Raw genomic sequence first — 21,041 nt, forward strand, 5'->3', positions numbered from 1 at the left:
AATGCGAAGGAGCTCGAGCCGCCACAGGGGAGAACGACAGGCTGAGGCGGGGATTAAGCAATTTTCTGAACCACGGGGATCGGCCCCTCGCGCGTACGCGGGAGGGCGCGCGCGGCAATCTGAAGCCGGCTCGGCCGATTTTTGCCGGATGGTTTACCTCTCGTTTACCAACAATCCTGCATCACGCTCCCAACAGGGGGAATGAATGCAGACGATCTTTCCGTCAGCCGCGGTACTTCGGCAGCATTATGCGCTGGTCTCTTCGCTGCGCGCGCAGGGCTTCGCGATCGGCGCCGCCGACAAGGTGAAGCCGATGCCCGGCGATCTCTTCATGATCGTCGAGGGGGAGGCGCCGCCGGTTTCGGCGCGCACGCTGGTGCTGGCCGAAGGGCCGGTCGCAGCCACCCCCTTCAACGACGGCAACCCCGCGCGGCTGAGCTTTGGCCCCGAGGACGCCGAGATCGCGAGCGGCTTCGCCAGCGCGATGCTGCGCGGCGCGCACGCCCCGGTGGCGGCGGACCCCGAGAGCCTGGCGCTCTATGCGCTGGCCGAACGGGTCGCGGCCGCCGACATCACCGTGCTGATCAACGGGCCGACCGGCACCGGCAAGGAGGTGCTGGCCAAGGCGATCCATATGGGCAGCACCCGCCGCGACGGCCCGTTCATCGCGGTCAACTGCGCCGCCTTGCCCGAGACGATGCTCGAGGCGCTGCTGTTCGGTCATGTGAAGGGCTCGTTCACCGGCGCCAATGCCGCGGGCGAGGGCTTCTTCCGCGCCGCGAACGGCGGCACCTTGCTGCTCGACGAGGTCGCCGAGATGCCGCTCGCGCTGCAGGCCAAGCTGTTGCGCGCGCTGCAGGAGCGCGAGGTGGTGCCGATCGGCGCGACTTCCCCTGAGAAGATCGACGTCCGCGTCATCGCCTGCGCCAACCGCGACCTGCAGGCCGAGGTCGCCGAGGGCCGGTTCCGCGCCGACCTCTACTACCGCCTCTCGGTCTTCCCGCTCTCGACGCGCGAGCTCGCCGCGCGGCCGGGCGATATCGCCGCGCTTGCCGCCGCGATGGTGCTGCGCCATGCCGGCAGCCGCGCCCGCCTGCCCTGGGTGACCCAAGGCGCGCTCGCCGTGCTCAAGGCGCACAGCTGGCCGGGCAATGTCCGCGAGCTCGAGAATGTGATCCAGCGCGCGCTGCTGCTGTGCCCGGGCGATGCGATTCTCCCCGATCACCTGATCTTCGATCGTGCCCCCGCCGCCGCGCCGGCGCAGGCGGAGGGCACGCTCAGCAACATCGTTCAGCTCAGCGAGTTCGCGGCGATCCGCGAGACGCTGGCGCAATGCGGCGGCAGCCGCACCGAGACCGCCAGGCGCCTCGGCATCTCCGAGCGCACGCTGCGCTACCGCCTCGCCAAGGCACGCGAGCAGGGTGAGGACATCGTCCGGAGGGCCACGGCATGAGCGGCATCGGTGGCATCGGCGGGGCGGCCGGCATCGACCGCGTCATGCAGCTCCGTGCCCAGATCCTCGAGCGCAATGAGGCGCTCCAGCGCGCGACCAGCGGCGCGGCGGCGGCTCCCATCGCGCAGCCGGCAGGCCCGGCGAGCTTCGCCGACACGCTGGAAAGTGCGCTCGCCCAGGTCAACGGCGCGCAGAACCGCGCCAGCGATCTCTCCGCCGCCTATGAGCGCGGCGAGACGGTCGACATCGCCAAGGTGATGCTCGCCCGCCAGGAAGCGTCGGTCGGCTTCGAAGCGACGCTTCAGGTCAGGAACAAGCTCCTGACCGCCTATCGTGACATCATGAGCATGCCGGTCTGATCGCTATGAGCAACGCAATCTCCGTCTCCGACGCACCCGCCGTTCCTGTCACCGCAGGCGCCGGCGGCTTCGCCAATCCTCTGAGCCAGATGCGCTCGATCCTGTCGCAGCCCGCGGTCAGGCGCAGCCTGCCGCTGATCTTCATGGTCGGCCTGATCGGCGCCGCCGCGCTTGCCTGGATGACGCTGGCCACCCCGCCGCAGCGCGTGCTGTTCGCCAGCCTGCCCGAGAGCGACAAGGCCGCCGTGGCCGAGGCGCTCACCGCGGCGAGCATCCCCAATGCGATCGATGGCGCGGGCTCGCTCACCGTGGCCGAGGACGATTATCACAAGGCGCGCATGTTGCTCGCAGGGCAAGGCCTGCCCAAGGCGGCGCCCGGTGGCTATGCGCTGCTCGACCAGCTGCCGATGGGCGTCAGCCGCGCCGTCGAGGGCGAGCGGCTGCGCCAGGCGCGCGAGACCGAGCTCGCCCGCTCGATCGCCGAGATCGACACCGTCGCCGAGGCGCGCGTGCATCTCGCAACGCCCGAAGCGACCGTGTTCGTCCGCGACAAGGCCGATCCTTCGGCCTCGGTGATCGTCAAGCTGCAGCCTGGCCGCACGCTCTCCGACGCGCAGGTCCGCTCGATCGTCAACCTCGTCGCCTCGTCGGTGCCGGGGATGAAGGCCGAAGCGGTGACGATCGTCGATCAGGCGGGTGCGCTGCTCAGCAAGTCGGGCCAGGAAAGCAGCGCGGGCGATGCGCGCATCGATTTCCAGCGCCGCGTCGAGGACAAGTATCGCCAGCAGCTCGTGCAGCTGCTGACGCCATTGCTCGGCGCGGGCAACTTCACGGCGGAGGTGCAGGCCGATGTCGATCTGGACGAGAGCCAGGCGACGCGCGAGAGCTTCGACAAGACCGGCGCGGTGGTGCGTGCCGAGCAGGGCAACTGGACCGGCGCGCCGCGTGACGGCGCCAATGCGCCCGGCGGCATCCCCGGTGCGCTGTCCAACGTTGCCCCGGCGCCCAGCACCGTCGCGACGCCGACGCCCGAGGGTGCCGCGCCCGCTGCCGGTCAGCCGGCGACGCCGGCCGCAGCGCCGGGCATGAAGCAGAGCGACAGCTTCACGCGCACCTATGACAACGCCAAGGAAATCTCGGTCACCCGTGCCGCGCCGGGCAACATCAAGCGCCTGTCGGTCGCGGTGCTGCTCAAGGAAGAGCCGGGCAAGCCGCGCGGCCAGGTCGAGATCCGCCAGATCGACGAGCTGGTGAAGGCCGCGGTCGGCTTCAACGCCGCGCGCCAGGATCAGGTGACCGTGGTCAGCCGCAAGTTCAGCACCACCGCCGATGCGGCGAGCGAAGGCCCGGCCTTCTACGAGAGCGGCTGGTTCGCGATGGTCGCGCGCAACGTCACCGCGGTGGTGATCGCGCTGCTGGTGCTGCTGCTCGGCGTGCGTCCGCTGGCCAAGGCGCTGCTCAAGAAACGCGAGGATGCGGGCCGCGGCGGCGCGTTGCCGATGGGCGGCGCGGATGGCGTGGCGATGCCCGCGCCGGTCAGCGCCGAGATGCTCGGCGCTGGCGGGGTTCCGCTCGGGGAGCGGGTCGGGCTGGTGCGCGATTTCACCCGCGACAATCCCGCGCGCGCTGCACTCGCCGTGCGGGACATGATCAAGGCGGAAGGCAATTGAGATGAACGCGCCCTCCAATTTTTCTGGCCGCAAATTTTCCGGCGTCGAGCGCGCCGCGGTGCTGATGATGGTCGTAGGCGACGAGGAGGCGGCCGCCATCCTGCAGAAGCTCGATCCCGATGAGGTGCGCCAGCTTGGCACTGCGATGATGAGCGTCGCCGATGTCAGCGAATGGGAAATGGCGCAGGTCCTCGACGACTTCACCGGCCGCGCGCAGGAGCGCAGCGCGATCCAGTTCGATCCGCGCCCCAAGCTCGAATCGGTCGTCACCAAGGCGTTGGGCCCGGAGCGCGCGAGCACGATCCTGTCGCGCATCCTGCCGCCCGAGCCCAATGAATCGATCTCGGCGCTGCAATGGATGGATGCGACCGAGATCGCGGCGATGCTGGAGGAGGAACATCCGCAGATCGCGGCGGTGCTGCTCGCGCATCTCGAACCTGCGACCGCGGGTCAGGTGCTGGAGATGCTGCCCGAGGCGGTTCAGCCGCAGGTGCTGCGCCGCGTCGCCAAGTTGGGGCCGGTGACAGCCGAGGCGCTTGCCACGCTCACCGCCTTGCTTGAGCGCCATTCGAGCCAGCCGCGCCGCGCCGCGGGGGTGCAGATGGGCGGCACGCGCGAGGCGGCCAAGATCATGTCGAGCGTGCGCAAGGTCACCGAGCAGAAGGTGATGCCCAAGCTGGCCAAGCTCGACCGCGAGGTCGCCAGGGCGATTGAGGAGGCGATGTTCGTCTTCGACAATCTGCTCGAGCTCGACGACAAGAATATGGGTACGCTGCTCCGCAACATCGAGAGCGACGTGCTGGTGCGCGCGCTCAAGGGCGCGGACGAGGAAGCGCGCAACCGCTTCCTGTCGTGCATGTCCAGCCGCGCGGCCGACACGATCCGCGACGAGATGGAAGCGCGCGGCCCGATGAAGCTGTCCGAAGTGCTGGAGGCGCAGAAGGTGATGATCGCCATCGCGCGCCAGCTGGTGAAGGATGGCACGATCACCATGCCGGGCGGCGGCGGAGACGACGACTATGTCTGATCCGGCCGGTTTCGTTCCGGGTCTCGCGGCACGCAGCGCGGGGATTGCCGAGGCGCTCCAGCGCGCCTTTGCCCCGCCGGAAGAATTCGCCCCGCGCGAGGTGCGCCCGCGCGATGCGGCGCCGGTCGAGCCGAAGCATTTCAGCCCGGCCGACCCCGGCAACAAGCCGACCGAGGGCTGGGACCCGTTCGATCCCGAGCCCGCGCCCGAACCCAGGGAATTCGTCGATCCGATCGCGGCCGCGCGCGCCGCCGGCTATGCCGAGGGGCTGGCCGCGGGCCGCGCCGAGGCGGATGCCGCCGCCGCGCAGCAGGCGGCCTTGCTCCAGCAGGTCAGCGACGCGCTGGCGCAAGGCGCGCATTTCGACCGCGAGCGCATGGCCGGGCATCTGCGCCAGACCGTGCTGCATCTCGTCAGCAAGATGATCGGCGAATCCGGCGTCGCGCCCGACATACTCGCCGGCAGGATCGAGGCGGCGACCGACATGCTCGCCGACAGTGCCGAATCGGCCATCCTGCGGCTGCATCCCGACGATGTCGCACTGGTCCAGGAGCATCTCCCCAAGACCGTCTTCCCGGTCGGCGACCCGAACCTCGCCCGTGGCGGCTTCGTCATCGAAAGCGCCTCGACCATCGTCGAGGACGGCCCCGATATGTGGCTCGAGCAGCTCGCCCAGGCGATCGACCGCGTTCCCATTCCACCCGCCGTCTGAGGGCGCAGAATGTATAATCGCTTCACCGCCGACTATCTCGACGGCCTCGCCTGCCGCGATTTCCGCCCGCGGCCCAAGGTCTCGGGCCGGCTGTCGTCCTATGACGGGCTGCTGATGGAGGCGGTGGGTCTTTCGCTTCCGGTCGGCACGGTCTGCGCGATCGGCACCGGCGCCAGCCGCGTCGAGGCCGAGGTGATCGGCTTTCGCGGCGGCAAGACGCTGCTAATGAACCTGGGTGGCCCGGCTGCCCTGTTGCCCAATGCGCCGGTGCGCCCGGTGGGTCCGCCAGGCGAGGCGGAGGTCGGCGCCGCGATGCTTGGCCGCGTGGTCGACGGCGCGGGCAAGCCGATCGACGGGCTCGGCCCGATCCGGGGAGCGGGCAAATGGCCGCTCGCGGGCAAGATCCAGTCGCCGCTCGACCGCGGCCGCGTGCTCCAGCCGATGGATGTTGGGGTGCGCGCGATCAACGGCCTGCTGACGATCGGCCAGGGCCAGCGCGTCGGCATCATGGCGGGATCGGGCGTCGGCAAGTCGGTGCTGCTCGGCATGATGGTGCGCGCGGCCAAGGCCGACGTCATCGTCATCGGGCTGATCGGCGAGCGCTCGCGCGAGGTATCCGACTTCCTCGAGACCAAGGTCGCTGGCGAGGCGCGTGCGCGCTCGGTCGTGGTCGCGGTCCCCGCCAACCACTCGCCGGTGCTGCGCATCCGCGGCGCGCTGCGCGCCACCGCCATCGCCGAAGCCTTTCGCAACGAGGGCAAGAAGGTCCTGCTCATCATGGATTCGCTCACTCGCGTCGCGCATGCGGGCCGCGAGATCGGGCTGGCACTCGGCGAACCGGCCTCGGCACGCGGCTATCCGCCGAGCGCGATCGCGATGCTGCCGAGCCTGATCGAGCGCGCGGGCACCGACGTCCATACCGGCGGATCGATCACCGCGATCTATACCGTGCTCGCCGATGGCGACGACGGCAACGACCCGGTGGTCGATTCGGCGCGCTCGATCCTCGACGGGCATATCGTGCTGAGCCGGGCGCTGGCCGAGCGCGGGGTCTATCCCGCGATCGACCTCGGCCCATCGGTCAGCCGCGTGATGACCGACATCGCCGATCGCGAGCATGTCGCCGCCGCGCGGGTGCTGCGCCGCCACCTCGCGACCTATGAGGAGAATCGCGATCTGGTGCTGATGGGCGCCTATCGCGCGGGCGCCGACCCGGCGATCGACGCCGCCATCGCCTGCCACGATTCGGTGCTCGACTATATCCGCCAGGCCTATGACGAGACGGTCAGCCTCGAAGAGGCGATCGCGGAGCTGGTCGGCGTCTTCGGCGATGCGTAGGCTTCCGAATATCCTCCCCGAAACGGGGAGGGGGACCATGCCGCAGGCATGGTGGAGGGGGGCCGCCCCACCGGACTCGCGTGCCTCGGGCCCCCTCCACCACCAGCCTTCGGCTGGCGGTCCCCCTCCCCGTTCCGGGGAGGATCTGGGTTACGGGGATGGCTGACAAGCACCAGAAGAAGCTCGGCCGTCTGCTGCGCGTCCGCACGCTGCAGCTCGACATGGTTCGTGCCGGCGAAGTGGCCGCACAGCAGAAGGTGAACAACGAGGAGGCCTTGCGCGCGCGCATCGCGCAGCTGGCGCAGGGCGTCGCACCGACGCCGGCGCCCAAGCCGGGCAGCGCGACCAGCCTGATCGCTGCGGCGCACTATCGCGAGCGCCTGCACCAGTCCGCCTTCGCCGCGGACCGCCGCGTCGCCGAGGCGCAGCGCGGGCTCGACACCGCCCGCGCCGCGACGCGCGAGGCCAAGCGCGACCAGAGCGCGATCGAGAAATTGATCGAGCGCGCCGAAGCCAATGCCGCGCGCCGCGCGATGCGCGCGCTCGAGGATATGCCGGCCATTCCGAGGAAACGGCACGATCCTTGCTGATTAGCGGGCGAAGGAGTTTTCGCCCGCAATGCCCGACTTGCTTGCCTCCGCTTCGCTGCTCCCGCTGACGCCCGCGATTCCGGTGCGTACGGCCTCCGTTGACATGCCCGCGGTGGCGGATTTCATGGCGATGCTGGGCGAGCTGCTGCTTCCGCCCGGCGCGAAGCTGCAAGGCGGCAAGGGGCAGACGATTGCCGGTGACGGCAAGAATTTGCCGGTCGAGGGCGGGATTGCCGGTGAGGACCAGGACGCGGGCGATGCCGTGATCGCCTGGCTTCCCGCCGGTCTCGTCCCGATGCCGGGCGAGCCGGTGGCCTTGCCGGATGCAGCGTCCGTGGTGGCGCCTGCGACTGCGCCCGAGGCGATCGCGCCGCTGACCGAAGCGATGCCGGTCCAGCTCGATGCCGTCCCGTTGGTCGAGACGCCACCGGCTGCGCCGGCCGACGCTGTTCCGCTCGTCGCGGCGGATGTCGAGGGCGCGCCTGTCGAACTGCCCCCCGTTGCGATCGAGCCGGAGTTGAAGCCGGAAGCGCCCGTCCGCGAGCGCCTCGCACGCGCGTTGCTCGCACCCATCGCGGCGCCGCAGACGATCGTTCCCAATGCGCCCGCCACGCAGACGGCGGGCCAGGTCTTCGCCGCGGCGATTTCCGCATCATTCGATTCGATCGCGGCGCCGGCTGCGCGCACCGCCGATCCGGTGGCCGTGCAGGCTCAGGCCAGCGCGACCGAACAGCTACGCACCATGGTGCAGGCGATGGCGGGGGCCGATCAGGCGCCGCTCGACCTCAGCCGCGACGACTGGACGGGCAAGATGGTCGACCGCATCGCTACGCTGCGCGAGGCGGCCGAGGCGGCCGACACGCGTATCCGCCTTGCGCCCGAGAATCTGGGCAATGTTGACGTCTCGATCCGCCGCGACGGCGATCGGCTGCACGTCCATTTCACCGCCGAGAACCCGGCTGCACGCCAGCTGCTCACCGAAGCCGCGCCGCGCCTCGCCGAGCTGGCCGAGGCACGCGGCGTGAAGCTCGGCCAGACCAGCGTCGATGCCGGCGCCGGCGGCCAATCGCAGGGCCAGTCGAGCCAGCCGCAATCCCATCAGCCCGGGCGTCCGGCCTCTGTTGCGGCGCGCACCACGCAATCCGACCGCGACGACCGCGTCGCCTGAACCATCTCGGGGGGAATTGAGCCATGAGTGACGAGAAAGAGGCCGCGCCGGCCAAGAAGAAGGGCGGGGCGATGAAGTGGATCCTGATCGGCACCGGCCTGATCGCGCTGGTCGGCGGTGGCGTCGGCGGGGGACTCTATGCCTCCAGCGCCGGGCTGCTCGGCGGCAAGGCCGAGGAATCGGCCGATGCCGACACCCCGCGCCTTGTCCCCAAGAGCGAGGAGGTTCGCGCCAAGGGCGAGGGCAAGGAAGGCGAGGGCGGCGCGGGCAAGGGGATGAAGACTCCTGAAGGCTCGGGCGGCGACAAATATGCTTCGACCTACTACCAGCTCGAGAAGGAGTTCACCTCCAACCTGCGCGAGAGCGTGCACTTCATCCAGGTCGGGCTTGCGGTTTCCACGCCCTATGACAACCGGGTCATCGAGAATCTCAAGACCCACGAGATGGCGGTGCGCTCGGCCGTGCTGCTCTCGCTCGGCGAAACCAGCGAGGACGAGGTCTTCACCGCCGAGGGCAAGCAGAAGCTGCAGAAACGCCTGACGGCCGCGATCAACGCGGTTTTGAAGGAAAAAGAGGGCTTCGGGGGAATTGGTAACGTCTACTTTACCAATTTCATTGTTCAGTGAACGGGCATGGTTAACAGCCCTTCAGAACTGACGACGCCGGAGAGGCGCGAACGGCCCCGGAGCGGCGCGGAGCACGCGCCGGCGCTGGGCACCGCGAATCTCAACCCGTTCGGGGATCTGCATTCGGTGCAGCATCTCTCGGCGCGGCTGGCCAAGTCGCTGAAGGGCAGCTTCGAGCCGCTGGTCGGCGAGGGCGCGCGCTGCTGGGCCGAGCCGCTCAGCGTGCAGCGTTTCGGCGACTATCGCGCCGAGCGCCCGCAGATGCTGACCGCATGGCTCCCGCTGGCGATGATGCCGGGCCGCGGCCGCGCGCTGGTGGTGATCGACGGCAAGTTCGGCTTCGAGATGCTCGACCGCTTCTTCGGGGGCGAGGGCGAGGCGCCGCAACCGCTGCCCGCCGAGTTCACCGGATCGGCCGAGACGCTGCTGACGCGCCTGTCCGATACGCTGGCGCAGCAGCTCGCGCCTGCCTGGGAACTGCTCGCGAAGATCGATTTCGTGCCCGCGCAGACCTTTGCGCCGCTTTCGGTGGTGCCCGAGATCGATGCGGGCGAGGCGATGGTCGTCACCCGTCTCGGCGTCGCCGCGGGCGAGGCCAAGCCGCAGTGGATTGACATCCTCTATCCGGTGTCGGCGCTCAAACCCTACACACCGTCGCTCACCGCCAAGGTGATCGGCGGCGAGCCCGAGCCCGAGCCCGAATGGCGCAATGGCCTGACGCGCGCCGCGATGGCGCTGCGCCTGCCGGTCCGCTCGGTGCTCGCCGAGCCGGTGGTGCCGCTCACCACGCTGATGGCGTTGAAGCCGGGCGACGTGATCCCGATCAGCTTCGGCCCCGACGTGCCGGTGATGGTCGCACGCCAGCAGATCGGCGCCGGCACCGTCGGCACCGCCAATGGCCAGGCGGCGATCCGCCTGACCCGTTTCGAATCCTTCCAGCCCGAGGACGCACGATGAACGAGATGACCGGGGGCGTTGCCGCCGAAGCCGCAGTCGCGGCCAATTTCCACCTGCTCCAGGATGTCGACGTCAAGCTGACGGTCGAGATCGGATCGACCACGCTGACGCTGCGCGAGCTGCTCGCGCTGGGGGAGTCTAGCGTGATCGAGCTGGACCGCGAGGCCGACGAGCTGCTCGACGTGTTCGTCAACGGCACGCTGATCGGCCGCGGCGAGGTGGTCACGGTCGGCGACAAGTTCGGCATCCGCATGACCGAGCTGGTCGCGCCCGAGAAGCGGAGCTGAGCCAGACCCATGATGTGGTCCTACATCCTCAAGCTGGTCGTGCTGTTGCCGCTGGTCTGCGGCCTGTTGATCGGCTGCCTCTATCTGTGGCGCAAGCTGGAAGCGCGGCTGCCCGGTAACCAGGGCGACCGCATGCTCAAGGTGCGCGAGACGATGATGGTCTCGACCGGCACGCGCATCGCGGTGCTCGAGGTCGAGGGCAAGCGCATCCTCGTCTCGGTCAGCCGCAACGGCGTTTCGCTGATCGACCGGATCGACCCGTGACCGCCGCCTTCCGTCATCTCGCGCTCGCGCTGGGCGCGTTCGCGCTTGCGCTGTTCCTGGTCGCGCCGGCGTTCGCACAGGCGGCTGCACCGGCCGCGCCGGTGGCGGCGCCCGCTCCGGGTGTCGGCGATGCGGTCGATCGCGCGCTGGGCGATCTTGGCGGCGGCGACGCGCCGCTCAGCCTGTCGCTTCAGGTCCTCATCATCATGGGGCTGCTCACGGTTCTTCCGGGCATCCTGCTGATGATGACCAGCTTCACGCGGATCATCATCGTGCTGGCGATCCTGCGCCAAGCTCTGGGACTTCAACAGACCCCGCCCAACCAGGTGCTGGTCGGCCTGTCGCTGTTCCTCAGCTTCTTCGTGATGGCGCCGACGATCAGCCAGATGAACACCGCCGCGATCCAGCCCTATGCGCAAGGCCGCATCGGCGCGACCGAGATGATCGAGAAGGCGGGCGAACCGCTTCACGCCTTCATGCTCAAGCAGACGCGGGTCAAGGACATCACGATGTTCGCGCAAATGGCCAAGGTCGGTCCGATCGCTAACCCCAGGGATACGCCCTTCTCGATCCTGCTCCCGGCGTTCGTGACCAGTGAGCTCAAGACCGCCTTCCAGATCGGCTTCCTGATCTTCCTGCCCTTCATCGTCATCGACCTGATCGTTGCCACCGTGCTGATGAGCCTTGGCATGATGATGATGTCGCCGACGATCATCTCGATGCCGTTCAAGCTGCTGTTGTTCGTGCTGGTCGATGGCTGGGCGCTGACCATGGGCAGCCTCGCCTCCAGCTTCGTTACCTAGGAACTTCTGATGGACGCAGAATATTTCCTGACGATCGCGCGCGAGGCGATGTGGGTGCTCGCGCTCGCGTCGGCGCCGATCCTGATTCCGGCCCTGCTGTCGGGCCTGATCCTCGGCATGGTGCAGGCCGCGACCTCGATCCAGGAGCAGACGCTGACCTTCGTGCCCAAGCTGGCGATCGTGGGCGTGTCGCTCGTGATCTTCGGCGGCATGATCATGACGCTGCTTGGCGATTTCACGGTCGGCATCTTCGAGCGCATCCCGGAGCTGGTGCGTTGAAAGCGCCCTCTCCCCTTGGGAGAGGGAGGGGACCCGTCGCGTCAGCGATGGGGAGGGTGAGGGCGACCACCTCACCGTTTCACCCTCACCCTTCCGCCGCCGTCGGCGGCTCCCTCCAGTGTCGGGTCGGCCATGCCCCCGGCATGGCCTGGACAGCGCGGGGCGCTGTCCACCCGACACTCCCAAAGGGAGAGGGAATCTGATGCTCGGCTTCGGCCTCTCGATCGAGCCGCAGCTCTGGGCGCTGCTGTTCACGATGGTGCGCGTGGGGGCAGCGTTCGTTGCGGCGCCGGTGTTCGGTGCGGTGTCGGTGCCGCTCAACGTACGCATCCTGCTGACCGGGGCGATCGGCATCCTGTCGATGAACGCGGTGCCGATCGCAGCGCCGGGCGAGGTGTTCGCGCTGGCGACCTTCCTTGCCGTTGCGGCCGAGGTGCTGGTCGGCCTCGCGCTCGGCTTCATCCTGCAGATCGCCTTCGCTGCGCCTTTGGTGGCGAGCGAGGTGATCGGCGTGTCGATGGGCCTTTCCTTCGCCACCGCGGTCAACCCGCAGACCGGCCAGTCGACCCCGGCGCTCGGTCAGTTCCTGACGATCCTGCTGACCCTGTTGTTCCTCGCCGTCGACGGGCATCTCGTGCTGGTCGAGCTGGTGGTGCGCTCCTATGAGCTGCTCCCGCCCGGCCAGGCGTGGCTGACGCCCGGCAAGCTCCAGAACATCGCTTTGTTCGGCGGCTATGCCTTCCTCGCCGGGCTGCTGCTCGCGTTGCCGGTCGGCTTCCTGCTGCTCTGCCTCAACATCGTCGTCGGCATGCTCTCGCGCTCGGCGCCGGCGCTCAACCTGTTCGCGATCGGCATTCCCGCCAGCCTCGCGATGGGCGTGCTGGCGCTGCTCGTCGGCATGCCCGCGATGGGCGATTACATGCTCGTGATCGTGCGCGAGGCGCTCGGCGCAGCCCAGACCCTGGTGCTCGGCTGATGTCGGAGAGCGCGGGCGAAAAGACACAAGCACCAACACCCAAGCGCAAGGAGAAGGCGCTCGAGCAAGGTGACCTGCTCAAGTCGCGCGATTTCGGCGCGGCGCTGATCATCCTGCTCGGTTGCGGCTGGATGGTGCTGATGGGGCCGCAGCTGCTCGGTGCGATCAAGGAGGTTATGGGCGCGAGCTTCACCTTCGGCCGCGCCGATATCGAGAGCTTCCAGCCGTGGAAGCCGCTCACGACGGCCGGGTGGAAGCTCGCCCCCTCGCTCGGCGCGCTGCTCGCGATCACCTTCGTCGGTGCGATCGCCAGCCAGGCCGCGCTCGGCGCGCTGCACTGGAACGGCAAGCTGCTCGCCCCCAAGGGCAACCGCATCAACCCCGGCTCCGGCCTCAAGCGCATCTTCGGCCCGACCGGGTGGATCGAGCTGCTCAAGTCGCTGCTCAAGGTCGTGCTGCTCGGCGGGATCGGTGCGTGGACGCTGTGGGGATCGGCGGGGCCGACGATGGGGCTGGTCTCGTCCGATCTCGGCACCGCGGTGAAGTCGCTTGGCGATACCTTCGCCACCCTCGTCTTCGTTATGGCGGGCGGGCTGCTGTTGATTGCGGGCGTGGACCTCCCGATCCAGATCTTCCGCCACATGCAGCGCCTCAAGATGAGCCTTCAGGAAGTGAAGGACGAGCACAAGGAAAGCGAGGGTTCGCCCGAAGCCAAGTCGGCCCAGCGCGCGCGTCAGCGCGAGATGGCCAAGGGCGGTCTGCGTTCCAAGGTGCAGGGCGCGCATGTCGTGCTGACCAACCCGACTCACTTCTCGGTCGCGCTGCGCTATTCGAGCGGCAAGGATCTGGTGCCGGTGGTGGTCGCCAAGGGCCGTGGCGAGATCGCGCTGGCGATCCGCGAGCTCGCCGACGAATTCGCCGTGCCGCGGCTCGAGCTGCCGCCGCTCGCCCGCGCCATCTATTTCACCAGCCGCGAGAATCAGGAGATCCGCGACGATCTCTACATGGCGGTCGCGACCGTGCTGGCGTTCGTCTTCGGGCTGAACAGGCAGGCGGGTAGCCGCATGCCAGCGATCAATCTGCCCGAGACGGCGCTGTTTGACGAAAACGGGGTCCAAACCGGCCTTAAGGTGGCGTCGTAATGGCCGTTAACCAGCATAGAGGGGGGCGTTCACGTGGCCGTTGAATCGATTACCAAGACGCTCGGCGGGGGATCGGGCATCGACACCACAGCGCTCGTCCAGCAACTGGTCGATGCGCAGTTCGAGAACCGCAACGCCGCGCTCAAGAAGCGCGAGGAGACGCTGACCGCGCAGATCAGCGCGGCCGCGACTCACAAGAGCAACATCACCAGCTTCGCCAGCGCGCTCTCCAGCCTTTCGCGCGGCGGCAGCCTGGCTACCCAGCCGACCAGCTCGAATAGCGGCATCGTCAATGTCTCGCGCCTGAGCGGCGCCAATCTCACCACGCTCAACGCGCGGATCGAGGTGCGCCAGCTCGCCGCGGCGCAGACCGCGCATGCCGCGCCGGTCGCGGACAAGGCCGCGCCGATCGGGCAGGGCAAGCTCACGCTCACTTTCGGCACCGCGACGGTGGCGGACGGCGCGATGACCGGCTTCACCCCAGGCAGCGGCACGCCGGTCGAGATCGCGATCGGGCCGGACAATTCGAGCCTCGAGGGAATCGCGGCCGCGATCAACGCCGCCAATGCCGGGGTCAGCGCATCGGTCCTCACCGACGCCGACGGATCGCGGCTGGTGGTCAAGGGCGCGACCGGCGCCGACCGCGCCTTCACCCTCACCGCCACCGAAACACCGGGACAGGAAGGGCTCGCCGCGCTGGATATCGGCGTCGGGGCGAGCGGCACCACGATCGGCAGCGCCGCCGCCGACGCGCTGGTCGCGATCGACGGGGTTCAGCTCAAGCGCGATTCGAACGCGATCAGCGACCTGATCCCGGGCGTGAAGCTCGATCTCATGAGCGCGCAGCCCGGCACGATCGTCAGCATCGGAAAGACGCTGCCGACGACTGCGTTGACTCAGGCCGTGCAGGATTTCATCGCCACCTATAACGAGCTCTACACGGCGCTGCGTACCGATCTCGATCCCGTGACCGGATCGCTGCGCACCGACCTTGCCGCGCGCGAGCTCAAGCGCCAGCTCCAACAGCTCACCCTGGCCCCGATCGCGGGCGGCGCGCTCACCAACCTTGCCGAGATCGGGATCAAGACCAATCGCGACGGCACGCTGATGCTCGACAATGCGCTGCTCACCAAGGCGCTGGTCAACCATCCCGAGGCGGTCGAGAAGATGTTCGCTGAGCCGAGCGGCAGCGCAAGCGCTGCCAACGGCCTGTCAGCTGCGCTCGATGCGATCGCATCCGCGGCCGCGAGCACCACGCGCGGCCTCGGCGCGAGCGAGGCCGGCTACACCAAGGCCAAGGCCGATCTCGACGAGGACAAGGCCGAGGTGCTCGCCAAGACCGAGGATGTCCGCACGCGGATGACGCGGCAGTTCGCGAGCATGGACGCGCGGGTCGCGGCGTACAAATCGACCCAGACCTTCCTCGAGAACCAGATCGACGCGTGGAACAAGCAGGGCTGATGCGATGAAGGCCCCGATGCGCCTCAGCGCCAATGCGGCCGCCACCTATCGCTCGATCGACGCGGTCGGGCGCACCGCCGCCGCCGATCCGCACGAGTTGGTCGAGATCATGTACAAGGAGTGCGTTGCCGCGCTGCGCGCCGCTGCCTTTGCGACCGAGAAAAGGCAGATGGTGATCAAGAGCGAACGCATCGCGCGCGCCACCGCGATCCTGTTCGCGCTCGAATCGAATCTCGATTTCGAGCGCGGGGGCGAGGTTTCGCGCACGCTCGCCACCCTCTATCACGGCCTGCGCGCACAGATCCTCAACGCCAGCATCGGCGGCGATCCCGCGCCGTTCCGCGCGGTCGCCGACGATCTGGAGGATATCGCCGGCGCGTGGAGCCAAGCGCGCGCCGCCTGACGGTCAGCGCGACCAGCGCGCCAGGACATCATCCACGGATACGGCACGCGCGCGCGGCGCCACCCCGGCGCGCGGATCGAATTGCGGCGCGGTCGCTGCGCCCTCGGGCCCTGCGGCGATGGGCCGTCGCGCCAGCGTGTGCGGATGGCGCGCGGCTTCCGCCAGTGACAGCACGGGCGTGACGCACGCCTCGCCCTGCGCGAAGCTTCGCACCCATTCGTCGCGGGTGCGCGCCGCGAAGCGCTCGGCAAAGCGCGCGGTCATTATAGGCCAGCCGGCGCGGTCGAGCTGCACGAAGCTGCCCGCACCGAAGCCGAGGCCCGTACAGAGCGCCTCGAACTGCCCCGGATCGATCGCGCCGACCGCGACATGCCGGCCGTCGGCACAGGCATAGCTGCGATAGAAGGGTGCTCCGCCGTCGATCAGATTGGCTTCGCGCCGGTCGATCCAGCGGCCGCTCGCGAACAGGCTCTGGGTCAGCGCCATCAGCGTCGCGACGCCGTCGATCGCGGCGGCATCGACCACCCGGCCTTCGCCCTCGATATGCGCGCCCAGCATCGCCGAGACCATGCCGAGCGCCAGGAACAGCCCGCATCCGGCATGGTCGCCGAGCAGGTTGAGCGGCACCGTCGGCGCGTCGGACGCGCCGATCGCATGCAACGCGCCGGTCAGCGCGAGCACGTTGATGTCGCTTCCCGGCCGCCCTGCCAGCGGCCCGGTCTGCCCCCACATGCTGGCGCGGCCATAGACGAGGCGCGGGTTGCGTGCGCGGCACCGGTCGGGGCCAAGCCCCAGTGCCTCCATCGACCCCGGCGGCATCCCCTCGACCAGCGCGTCGGCATGGGCGGCAAGGGCCAGTATCTCGGCGATAGCGGCGGGCTCCCGAAAGTCGAGCGTGACGTCCTGCCGCCCGCGATAGAGCGCCGGAACGATCGCGCTGGTCCCGCTGCCCGGCTGGACCACGCGCACCACCTCGCACCCCAGATCCGCGAGCAGCATCGATGCGAAGGGCACCGCGCCGATCGCATCGATCTCGATCACCCGCATCCCGGCCAACGGTGCCCGCATGCCTCTCTCCATTCCCTCACCCGCGATGGGTGGCTCAGGGCAGCTGTTTCGGCTAGCGCGGGCGCATGAGCAAGCCGCACATCGTCGCCCTGGGCGGCACCTCGCGTCCCGAATCGGCAACCGGCCGCGCGCTCGCCCATTGTCTCGCGCTGGCCGAGGCAAGGGGCGCGCGCGTCACGCTGCTGACCGGTGAGGCGATCAACTTCCCGCATTACGAGCTGGGCTGCACCACCGGCGATCCGCGGGTCGCGCATTTCGTGTCGGTGCTGCGCGATGCGGATGGGCTGATCGTCGGATCGCCCGGCTATCACGGCTCGCTTTCGGGCATGGTCAAGAACGCGCTCGACTATGCTGAGCTGCTGCGCGGCGATGCGCGGGTCTATTTCGACGGAATGCCGGTGGGATTGGTCGCGACCGCAGGGGGCTGGCAGGCGGCGGTGTCGACGCTGGCGGCGCTGCGCACGGTGATCCACGCGCTGCGCGGCTGGCCGACCCCGCTGGGCGTCGCGATCAACACCGGGCCCGGCACCGGCGATGCGGTGGCTGAGGCGTCGGCGCAGCTTGGCGTGATGGTCGATCAGGTCCTGGGCTTCCTGCGGCGCTGAACGGGGGCCCCCATATGTGGTTGCCGGCGCATTAACGCGATCGTGACGGTTTTCGCCCTAGGCTCGCGCGCATGAAGCACAGCCTCTCTCCGAGCGAGTCGCGCCGGGGCGCCGCCACGGTGCTGATCGTCGACGACAGCCGCACCAATCTCAACGTGATGGGCGCGCGGCTGGGGCAGGCGGGATATCTGGTGGTGCTGAGCGACAATGGGCGCGAGGCGCTCGACCTGATCGCCGGGCGCGGCTTCGACCTGGTCCTGCTCGACATGATGATGCCGGGCATGTCGGGGATCGAGGTGCTGGCGGATCTGCGCGCGGCCCCGCGCACCGCCGATCTTCCCGTCATCATGATCACCGCGCGCAGCGACAGCGGCGCCGTGGTCGAGGCGCTGGCAGCGGGGGCGGACGACTATGTCGCCAAGCCGTTCGACTTCGACGTGCTGCTCGCGCGCATCGACCGGACTCTGGGCCGCGCGAGCCGCATCGCCGAGCTGAAGCGCATGGTCGCTTCGCTCGATGCCCGCGTCGCGGCCCGCGCGATCGAGCTTGGCGAAGCGCGCACCGAGCTCGCCGTGACCCGTGCCGACCGGGCGCGGCTGGTCAGCTCGATCAGCTCGCTCAATGCCGAGGTCGAGCGCCTCAGCGGAACCAGTGGCGCCTGACGAAGTAGATCGTGACCGCCGCGGCGACGCCGAGGCAGAAGATCGTGATCACCCAGAATGACGTCGGATGGTCGTCATAGGGGATGCCCTGGACATTCATTCCGAACAGCCCGGTGATGAAGGTCAGCGGCAGGAACACCATCGCCGCAACCGCGATCAGCAGCGATCGCTGATCGATGACCTCGGCGCGCAGGTCGGTGAGCGTCTCATGAATCAGCGCGGCGCGCTCGCGGATGCTCTCCAGTTCCTCGGCCATGCGCGCGGCGCGGTCCGCGGCGCTGCCGATATGCAGCCGGTCGTCATCGCTCAGCCAGCGCACGGGCAAGGCCGACAGCTTCTCGAGCGCGACCCGCTGGGGATAGAGGAAGCGGCGATAGCCGATCGCCTGGCGCCGCACGACATTCACCTTCTTGCGCAGCTCGAACGCCTGGCGCGCGTCGAGCTGCTCCTCGCAGCTGTCGAGCGAATCGCCGAGATCGGCGACCTGCGGGTCGAGCTGCTCGGTGATCGCCTCGGCCAGCGTGGCGATCAGGTCGCCGGCGTCGCGCACATCCCCCGCCTCGGTCGCCGTGCGCGCCACGGCAAGCGCGTCGAGCGGGAGCCGCGTGACCGAGATGACCCGCATCCCCTCGGCATGCAGCCGGATCGACGCGAGCGGGTCGGAGCTCTGCATCGCCGCCTGCGTCATCCCGCGCAGGTTGAGCACCGCGGAACCGTCGATCTGGTCGCAGCGCGGCCGCGTTTCGAGCGCGGTCAGCGCATCGATGACGAAACGGTCGAACCGCGCCACCTCGCGAAGCCAGGCCTGAACCTCCTCATCGCGCGAGGTGAGGTGGATCCACACGAAGCCGCGCCGCAACCGGACCGCGTCATGCGGATCGACCGCGCGCACGCCGCTGCGGGTGACGACATAGGCAAAGCCGCTCACGCACCCATCTCCAGGTCCACGGTCAGGCCCGGCAAGTTAGCGGACGGTGCATCGCATGCAATCCGCTCCGCATCGGCGCGCGCGCGGGTCAGGATCGCCTCCGGCACGTCGGGGCGATGCGTGATCCGGTCGGCCTGCGCCAGCAGCCGTGCCTCGCGCAGGGTGAGGTCGTCGGGATCGGCCGAGCGCAGCGCGATGTGGATGATTCCGGTCTGCGTGTCGCCGATCGCGGCGAGCCAGCGCGCGACAGCGTCTTCGGATTGATCGGCGAGCGGGTCGAGCGGGCCGGCGAATGCCGTGCCGATCGCCCGACGCCGCTCCCCCGCGTCGGGCCAGCGCCTGCGGATCAGGTCACGGGCGCTCTTCAATGCATCGGCCAGGCCGCCGAGCGATGCCGGCAGCAGTGCCTCCAGCCGCTGACGCAGCGCCGCGGCGAGCCCCGCCGATGCGCCGCCTGTGCCGATCGCGATCGTCACCGGATCGCGCTCGACGATGGCGGGGAGGGTGAAGTCGCACAGGTCCGGCCGGTCGGCGACATTGACGAGGATGCCACGCGTCTTGAGCCGCGCCGCGACCGGCTCGGGATCGTCGCAAGCGATAATGGCGAGGCGGGCATCGCCCGCCTCATCGGCGACCACCGCCCCGGCGCGTTCGAGCAGCCGGCGCTTGGCGTCTGCCGTCGTGCCGGCGCCGACCAGGATCACGGGCCGCCCGTCCAGCTGGACGAAGACGGGCAGCCCCGATCGTTTCACCGCACCCACTCGGGCACGCGCTCGGCGCCCATGATGGTTTCGGGCTGGATGCGGTCGGCGACCACCGCGAACCTGTCGCCCGACACCAGCACCTCGGGCACCAGCGCGCGGCTGTTGTAGGTCGAGGCCATGGTTGCGCCGTACGCGCCCGCGGTGCGGAACACGGCGAGGTCGCCCGACTTCACCACGTCCATCTCGCGCCCCATCGCAAAGGTGTCGCCGGTCTCGCACACGGGCCCCGCGATGTTCGCGACGAACTTCTCCCCGGTCGGCGCGACCGCCTCGAACTCGTGATAGGCGTCGTACAGCGCCGGGCGGGCAAGGTCGTTCATCGCTGCATCGACGATGACATAGGGGTTGATGCTCGCCGGCTTGACCCAGATCACCTCGGTCACCAGCACGCCGGCATTGCCGCAGATGAACCGGCCCGGCTCGAACATCAAGGTGACGTTCCAGCCTTCGGTGACGCGCTTGACCATCGCGCCGAACTCCTCGGCGGTCGAGACGGTCTCGCCCGGGCGATAGGGCACGCCAAGGCCGCCGCCGAGATCGACATGGGTGATGGTGTGGCCGGCTGCGCGCAACTGGGCGACCAGCTCGCCGACGCGCTTGTATGCCGCCTCGAGCGGGGCGAGCTCCTTGAGCTGGCTGCCGATATGGATCGCGACGCCGCGCAGATCGAGGCCGGGACGCCCGGCGAGCCGCTCGAAGATCTCGGCGGCGCGGTCGATCGCGACGCCGAACTTGTTCTCGGCCTTGCCGGTCGAGATCTTGGCGTGCGTGCCGGCGTCGACATCGGGGTTCACGCGCAGCACCGCGGGCGCGGTCTTGCCCTGCGCATGGGCGAGGTCGGCGAGGACTTCGCCTTCCTCCTCCAGCTCGAGGTTGAACTGGCCGATGCCTTCGTCGAGGCCCAGCTGCAGCTCCGCCCGCGTCTTGCCCACGCCCGAGAAGACGATGTCCTGCGCCTTCATCCCCGCGGCCAGCGCGCGCTTGAGCTCGCCGCCCGAGACGACATCGGCGCCATAGCCCTGCCTGGCGAGCACGCCGAGCACGGCGAGATTCGGATTGGCCTTGATCGCGAAGGCGATGTGATAGCTCGGCAGGCCCGACAGCGCGTCGTCGAGCACCTTGGCGTGGCGCTCGAGCGTGGCGGTCGAATAGACATAGACCGGCGTGCCGACGTCCGCGGCGATTTGCACGATCGAAACGTCCTCGGCGTGCAGCACGCCGTTCTTGCGGTTGAAATGATCCATGGGAAATTGCGTCTTTTCAGTTCTGCGGCGGCAGTTCGAATTCGTCGCCGCGGCGTTCTTCGGAGCTGCGCAGCACTTCGTCGCTGCGCGTCGGTCGGGTCTGGGGCGGCGCCTTCACCAAATCAGCCGGCGTCGGCGTGGCCACCGCCCCATAGGGTTTTGGCGGCAGCGATCCCCCGGCGGCCGGTTTCAGGTCGCCCTTGTTGCCGCAAGCAGCCAACAGAAGCGCCGTGAACGCCACCAGGGTTCGCATTC

Annotated in this window: 25 protein-coding genes; 20 read left to right on the top strand and 5 right to left on the bottom strand. The window is 69.1% G+C overall.

Translation table 11 applies throughout. From position 1 onward, the window contains the following. Positions 1-205: 205 nt before the first annotated feature. The 18 genes from VGD28_RS14480 (at position 206) to fliS (ending at position 15,515) form a co-directional block, all read left to right on the top strand. A complete protein-coding gene (locus tag VGD28_RS14480) occupies positions 206-1,453 on the top strand; it encodes a sigma-54 interaction domain-containing protein (protein WP_331029056.1) in 1,248 nt (415 codons plus the stop codon). After that, positions 1,450-1,812, top strand: coding sequence for a flagellar hook-basal body complex protein FliE (gene fliE / locus VGD28_RS14485; RefSeq protein WP_331029057.1), 363 nt, complete (start codon positions 1,450-1,452; stop codon positions 1,810-1,812). Before VGD28_RS14480 ends, fliE begins: the two co-directional genes overlap by 4 nt. Positions 1,813-1,817: 5 nt before the next feature. Then, positions 1,818-3,482 (top strand): flagellar basal-body MS-ring/collar protein FliF, encoded by a 1,665-nt coding sequence (gene fliF / locus VGD28_RS14490; RefSeq protein WP_331029058.1) that lies wholly within the window; start codon positions 1,818-1,820, stop codon positions 3,480-3,482. Between the two features lies 1 nt (position 3,483). After that, complete coding sequence (fliG, locus tag VGD28_RS14495) at positions 3,484-4,509, top strand: flagellar motor switch protein FliG (protein ID WP_331029059.1); 1,026 nt, start codon at positions 3,484-3,486, stop codon at positions 4,507-4,509. After that, entirely contained in the window at positions 4,502-5,221 is a 720-nt protein-coding gene (locus tag VGD28_RS14500) for a FliH/SctL family protein (RefSeq protein ID WP_331029060.1), read from the top strand. Before fliG ends, VGD28_RS14500 begins: the two co-directional genes overlap by 8 nt. A 9-nt stretch (positions 5,222-5,230) precedes the next feature. Then, positions 5,231-6,559, top strand: a complete 1,329-nt coding sequence (locus VGD28_RS14505; protein ID WP_331029061.1) for a FliI/YscN family ATPase — start codon at positions 5,231-5,233, stop codon at positions 6,557-6,559. Positions 6,560-6,717: 158 nt separating this feature from the next. Continuing rightward, positions 6,718-7,149 carry a hypothetical protein gene (locus tag VGD28_RS14510; protein WP_331029062.1) on the top strand — a complete coding sequence of 144 codons (432 nt, stop codon included), beginning with the start codon at positions 6,718-6,720 and terminating at the stop codon, positions 7,147-7,149. Between the two features lie 28 nt (positions 7,150-7,177). After that, positions 7,178-8,317 (top strand): flagellar hook-length control protein FliK, encoded by a 1,140-nt coding sequence (locus VGD28_RS14515; RefSeq protein WP_331029063.1) that lies wholly within the window; start codon positions 7,178-7,180, stop codon positions 8,315-8,317. Positions 8,318-8,340: 23 nt separating this feature from the next. Beyond that, on the top strand, positions 8,341-8,943 hold the full coding sequence (locus VGD28_RS14520) for a flagellar basal body-associated FliL family protein (protein WP_331029064.1): 603 nt from the start codon (positions 8,341-8,343) through the stop codon (positions 8,941-8,943). A 6-nt stretch (positions 8,944-8,949) separates the two neighbouring features. Next, positions 8,950-9,900 (top strand): FliM/FliN family flagellar motor switch protein, encoded by a 951-nt coding sequence (locus VGD28_RS14525; RefSeq protein ID WP_331029065.1) that lies wholly within the window; start codon positions 8,950-8,952, stop codon positions 9,898-9,900. Then, positions 9,897-10,187 (top strand): flagellar motor switch protein FliN, encoded by a 291-nt coding sequence (gene fliN / locus VGD28_RS14530; RefSeq protein WP_331029066.1) that lies wholly within the window; start codon positions 9,897-9,899, stop codon positions 10,185-10,187. Before VGD28_RS14525 ends, fliN begins: the two co-directional genes overlap by 4 nt. Positions 10,188-10,196: 9 nt before the next feature. Further along, complete coding sequence (locus VGD28_RS14535; protein WP_066581074.1) at positions 10,197-10,451, top strand: flagellar biosynthetic protein FliO; 255 nt, start codon at positions 10,197-10,199, stop codon at positions 10,449-10,451. Continuing rightward, a complete protein-coding gene (fliP, locus tag VGD28_RS14540; RefSeq protein WP_331029067.1) occupies positions 10,448-11,254 on the top strand; it encodes a flagellar type III secretion system pore protein FliP in 807 nt (268 codons plus the stop codon). Before VGD28_RS14535 ends, fliP begins: the two co-directional genes overlap by 4 nt. A gap of 9 nt (positions 11,255-11,263) precedes the next feature. Continuing rightward, a complete protein-coding gene (fliQ, locus tag VGD28_RS14545; protein WP_331029068.1) occupies positions 11,264-11,533 on the top strand; it encodes a flagellar biosynthesis protein FliQ in 270 nt (89 codons plus the stop codon). A 202-nt stretch (positions 11,534-11,735) separates the two neighbouring features. Further along, a complete protein-coding gene (fliR, locus tag VGD28_RS14550) occupies positions 11,736-12,509 on the top strand; it encodes a flagellar biosynthetic protein FliR (RefSeq protein ID WP_331029069.1) in 774 nt (257 codons plus the stop codon). Beyond that, positions 12,509-13,651, top strand: coding sequence for a flagellar type III secretion system protein FlhB (locus VGD28_RS14555; protein WP_331029070.1), 1,143 nt, complete (start codon positions 12,509-12,511; stop codon positions 13,649-13,651). The genes fliR and VGD28_RS14555 overlap by 1 nt, the downstream gene beginning before the upstream one ends. A 33-nt stretch (positions 13,652-13,684) precedes the next feature. Then, entirely contained in the window at positions 13,685-15,112 is a 1,428-nt protein-coding gene (gene fliD / locus VGD28_RS14560) for a flagellar filament capping protein FliD (protein WP_331029071.1), read from the top strand. 4 nt (positions 15,113-15,116) lie between these two features. After that, on the top strand, positions 15,117-15,515 hold the full coding sequence (fliS, locus tag VGD28_RS14565) for a flagellar export chaperone FliS (protein ID WP_331029072.1): 399 nt from the start codon (positions 15,117-15,119) through the stop codon (positions 15,513-15,515). 3 nt (positions 15,516-15,518) lie between these two features. On the opposite strand, the gene VGD28_RS14570 is transcribed toward fliS, so the two are convergent. After that, positions 15,519-16,583: a CaiB/BaiF CoA-transferase family protein gene (locus tag VGD28_RS14570; protein ID WP_331029073.1), complete on the bottom strand. Its 1,065-nt coding sequence runs from the start codon at positions 16,581-16,583 to the stop codon at positions 15,519-15,521. A gap of 65 nt (positions 16,584-16,648) precedes the next feature. Here VGD28_RS14570 and VGD28_RS14575 point away from each other — a divergent pair, with 65 nt between their 5' ends. Both VGD28_RS14575 and VGD28_RS14580 read left to right on the top strand, forming a co-directional pair. Next, on the top strand, positions 16,649-17,188 hold the full coding sequence (locus VGD28_RS14575; RefSeq protein WP_331029074.1) for an NAD(P)H-dependent oxidoreductase: 540 nt from the start codon (positions 16,649-16,651) through the stop codon (positions 17,186-17,188). 71 nt (positions 17,189-17,259) lie between these two features. Further along, complete coding sequence (locus VGD28_RS14580; RefSeq protein WP_331029075.1) at positions 17,260-17,850, top strand: response regulator; 591 nt, start codon at positions 17,260-17,262, stop codon at positions 17,848-17,850. Here the strand turns inward: VGD28_RS14580 and VGD28_RS14585 are convergent. The 4 genes from VGD28_RS14585 to lptM are packed head-to-tail and all read right to left on the bottom strand — an operon-like array spanning position 17,828 to position 21,039. After that, positions 17,828-18,778 carry a zinc transporter ZntB gene (locus VGD28_RS14585; protein ID WP_331029076.1) on the bottom strand — a complete coding sequence of 317 codons (951 nt, stop codon included), beginning with the start codon at positions 18,776-18,778 and terminating at the stop codon, positions 17,828-17,830. The genes VGD28_RS14580 and VGD28_RS14585 overlap by 23 nt on opposite strands. Further along, complete coding sequence (locus tag VGD28_RS14590) at positions 18,775-19,530, bottom strand: precorrin-2 dehydrogenase/sirohydrochlorin ferrochelatase family protein (protein ID WP_331029077.1); 756 nt, start codon at positions 19,528-19,530, stop codon at positions 18,775-18,777. The genes VGD28_RS14585 and VGD28_RS14590 overlap by 4 nt, the downstream gene beginning before the upstream one ends. Next, on the bottom strand, positions 19,527-20,786 hold the full coding sequence (lysA, locus tag VGD28_RS14595) for a diaminopimelate decarboxylase (RefSeq protein WP_331029078.1): 1,260 nt from the start codon (positions 20,784-20,786) through the stop codon (positions 19,527-19,529). The genes VGD28_RS14590 and lysA overlap by 4 nt, the downstream gene beginning before the upstream one ends. A gap of 16 nt (positions 20,787-20,802) precedes the next feature. Then, entirely contained in the window at positions 20,803-21,039 is a 237-nt protein-coding gene (lptM, locus tag VGD28_RS14600) for an LPS translocon maturation chaperone LptM (protein WP_414714506.1), read from the bottom strand. Positions 21,040-21,041: the final 2 nt, after the last annotated feature.

Origin of the sequence: Sphingomonas sp. (assembly GCF_036402235.1) — a bacterium.
In the GTDB taxonomy this organism is placed as follows: Bacteria; Pseudomonadota; Alphaproteobacteria; order Sphingomonadales; family Sphingomonadaceae; genus Sphingomonas.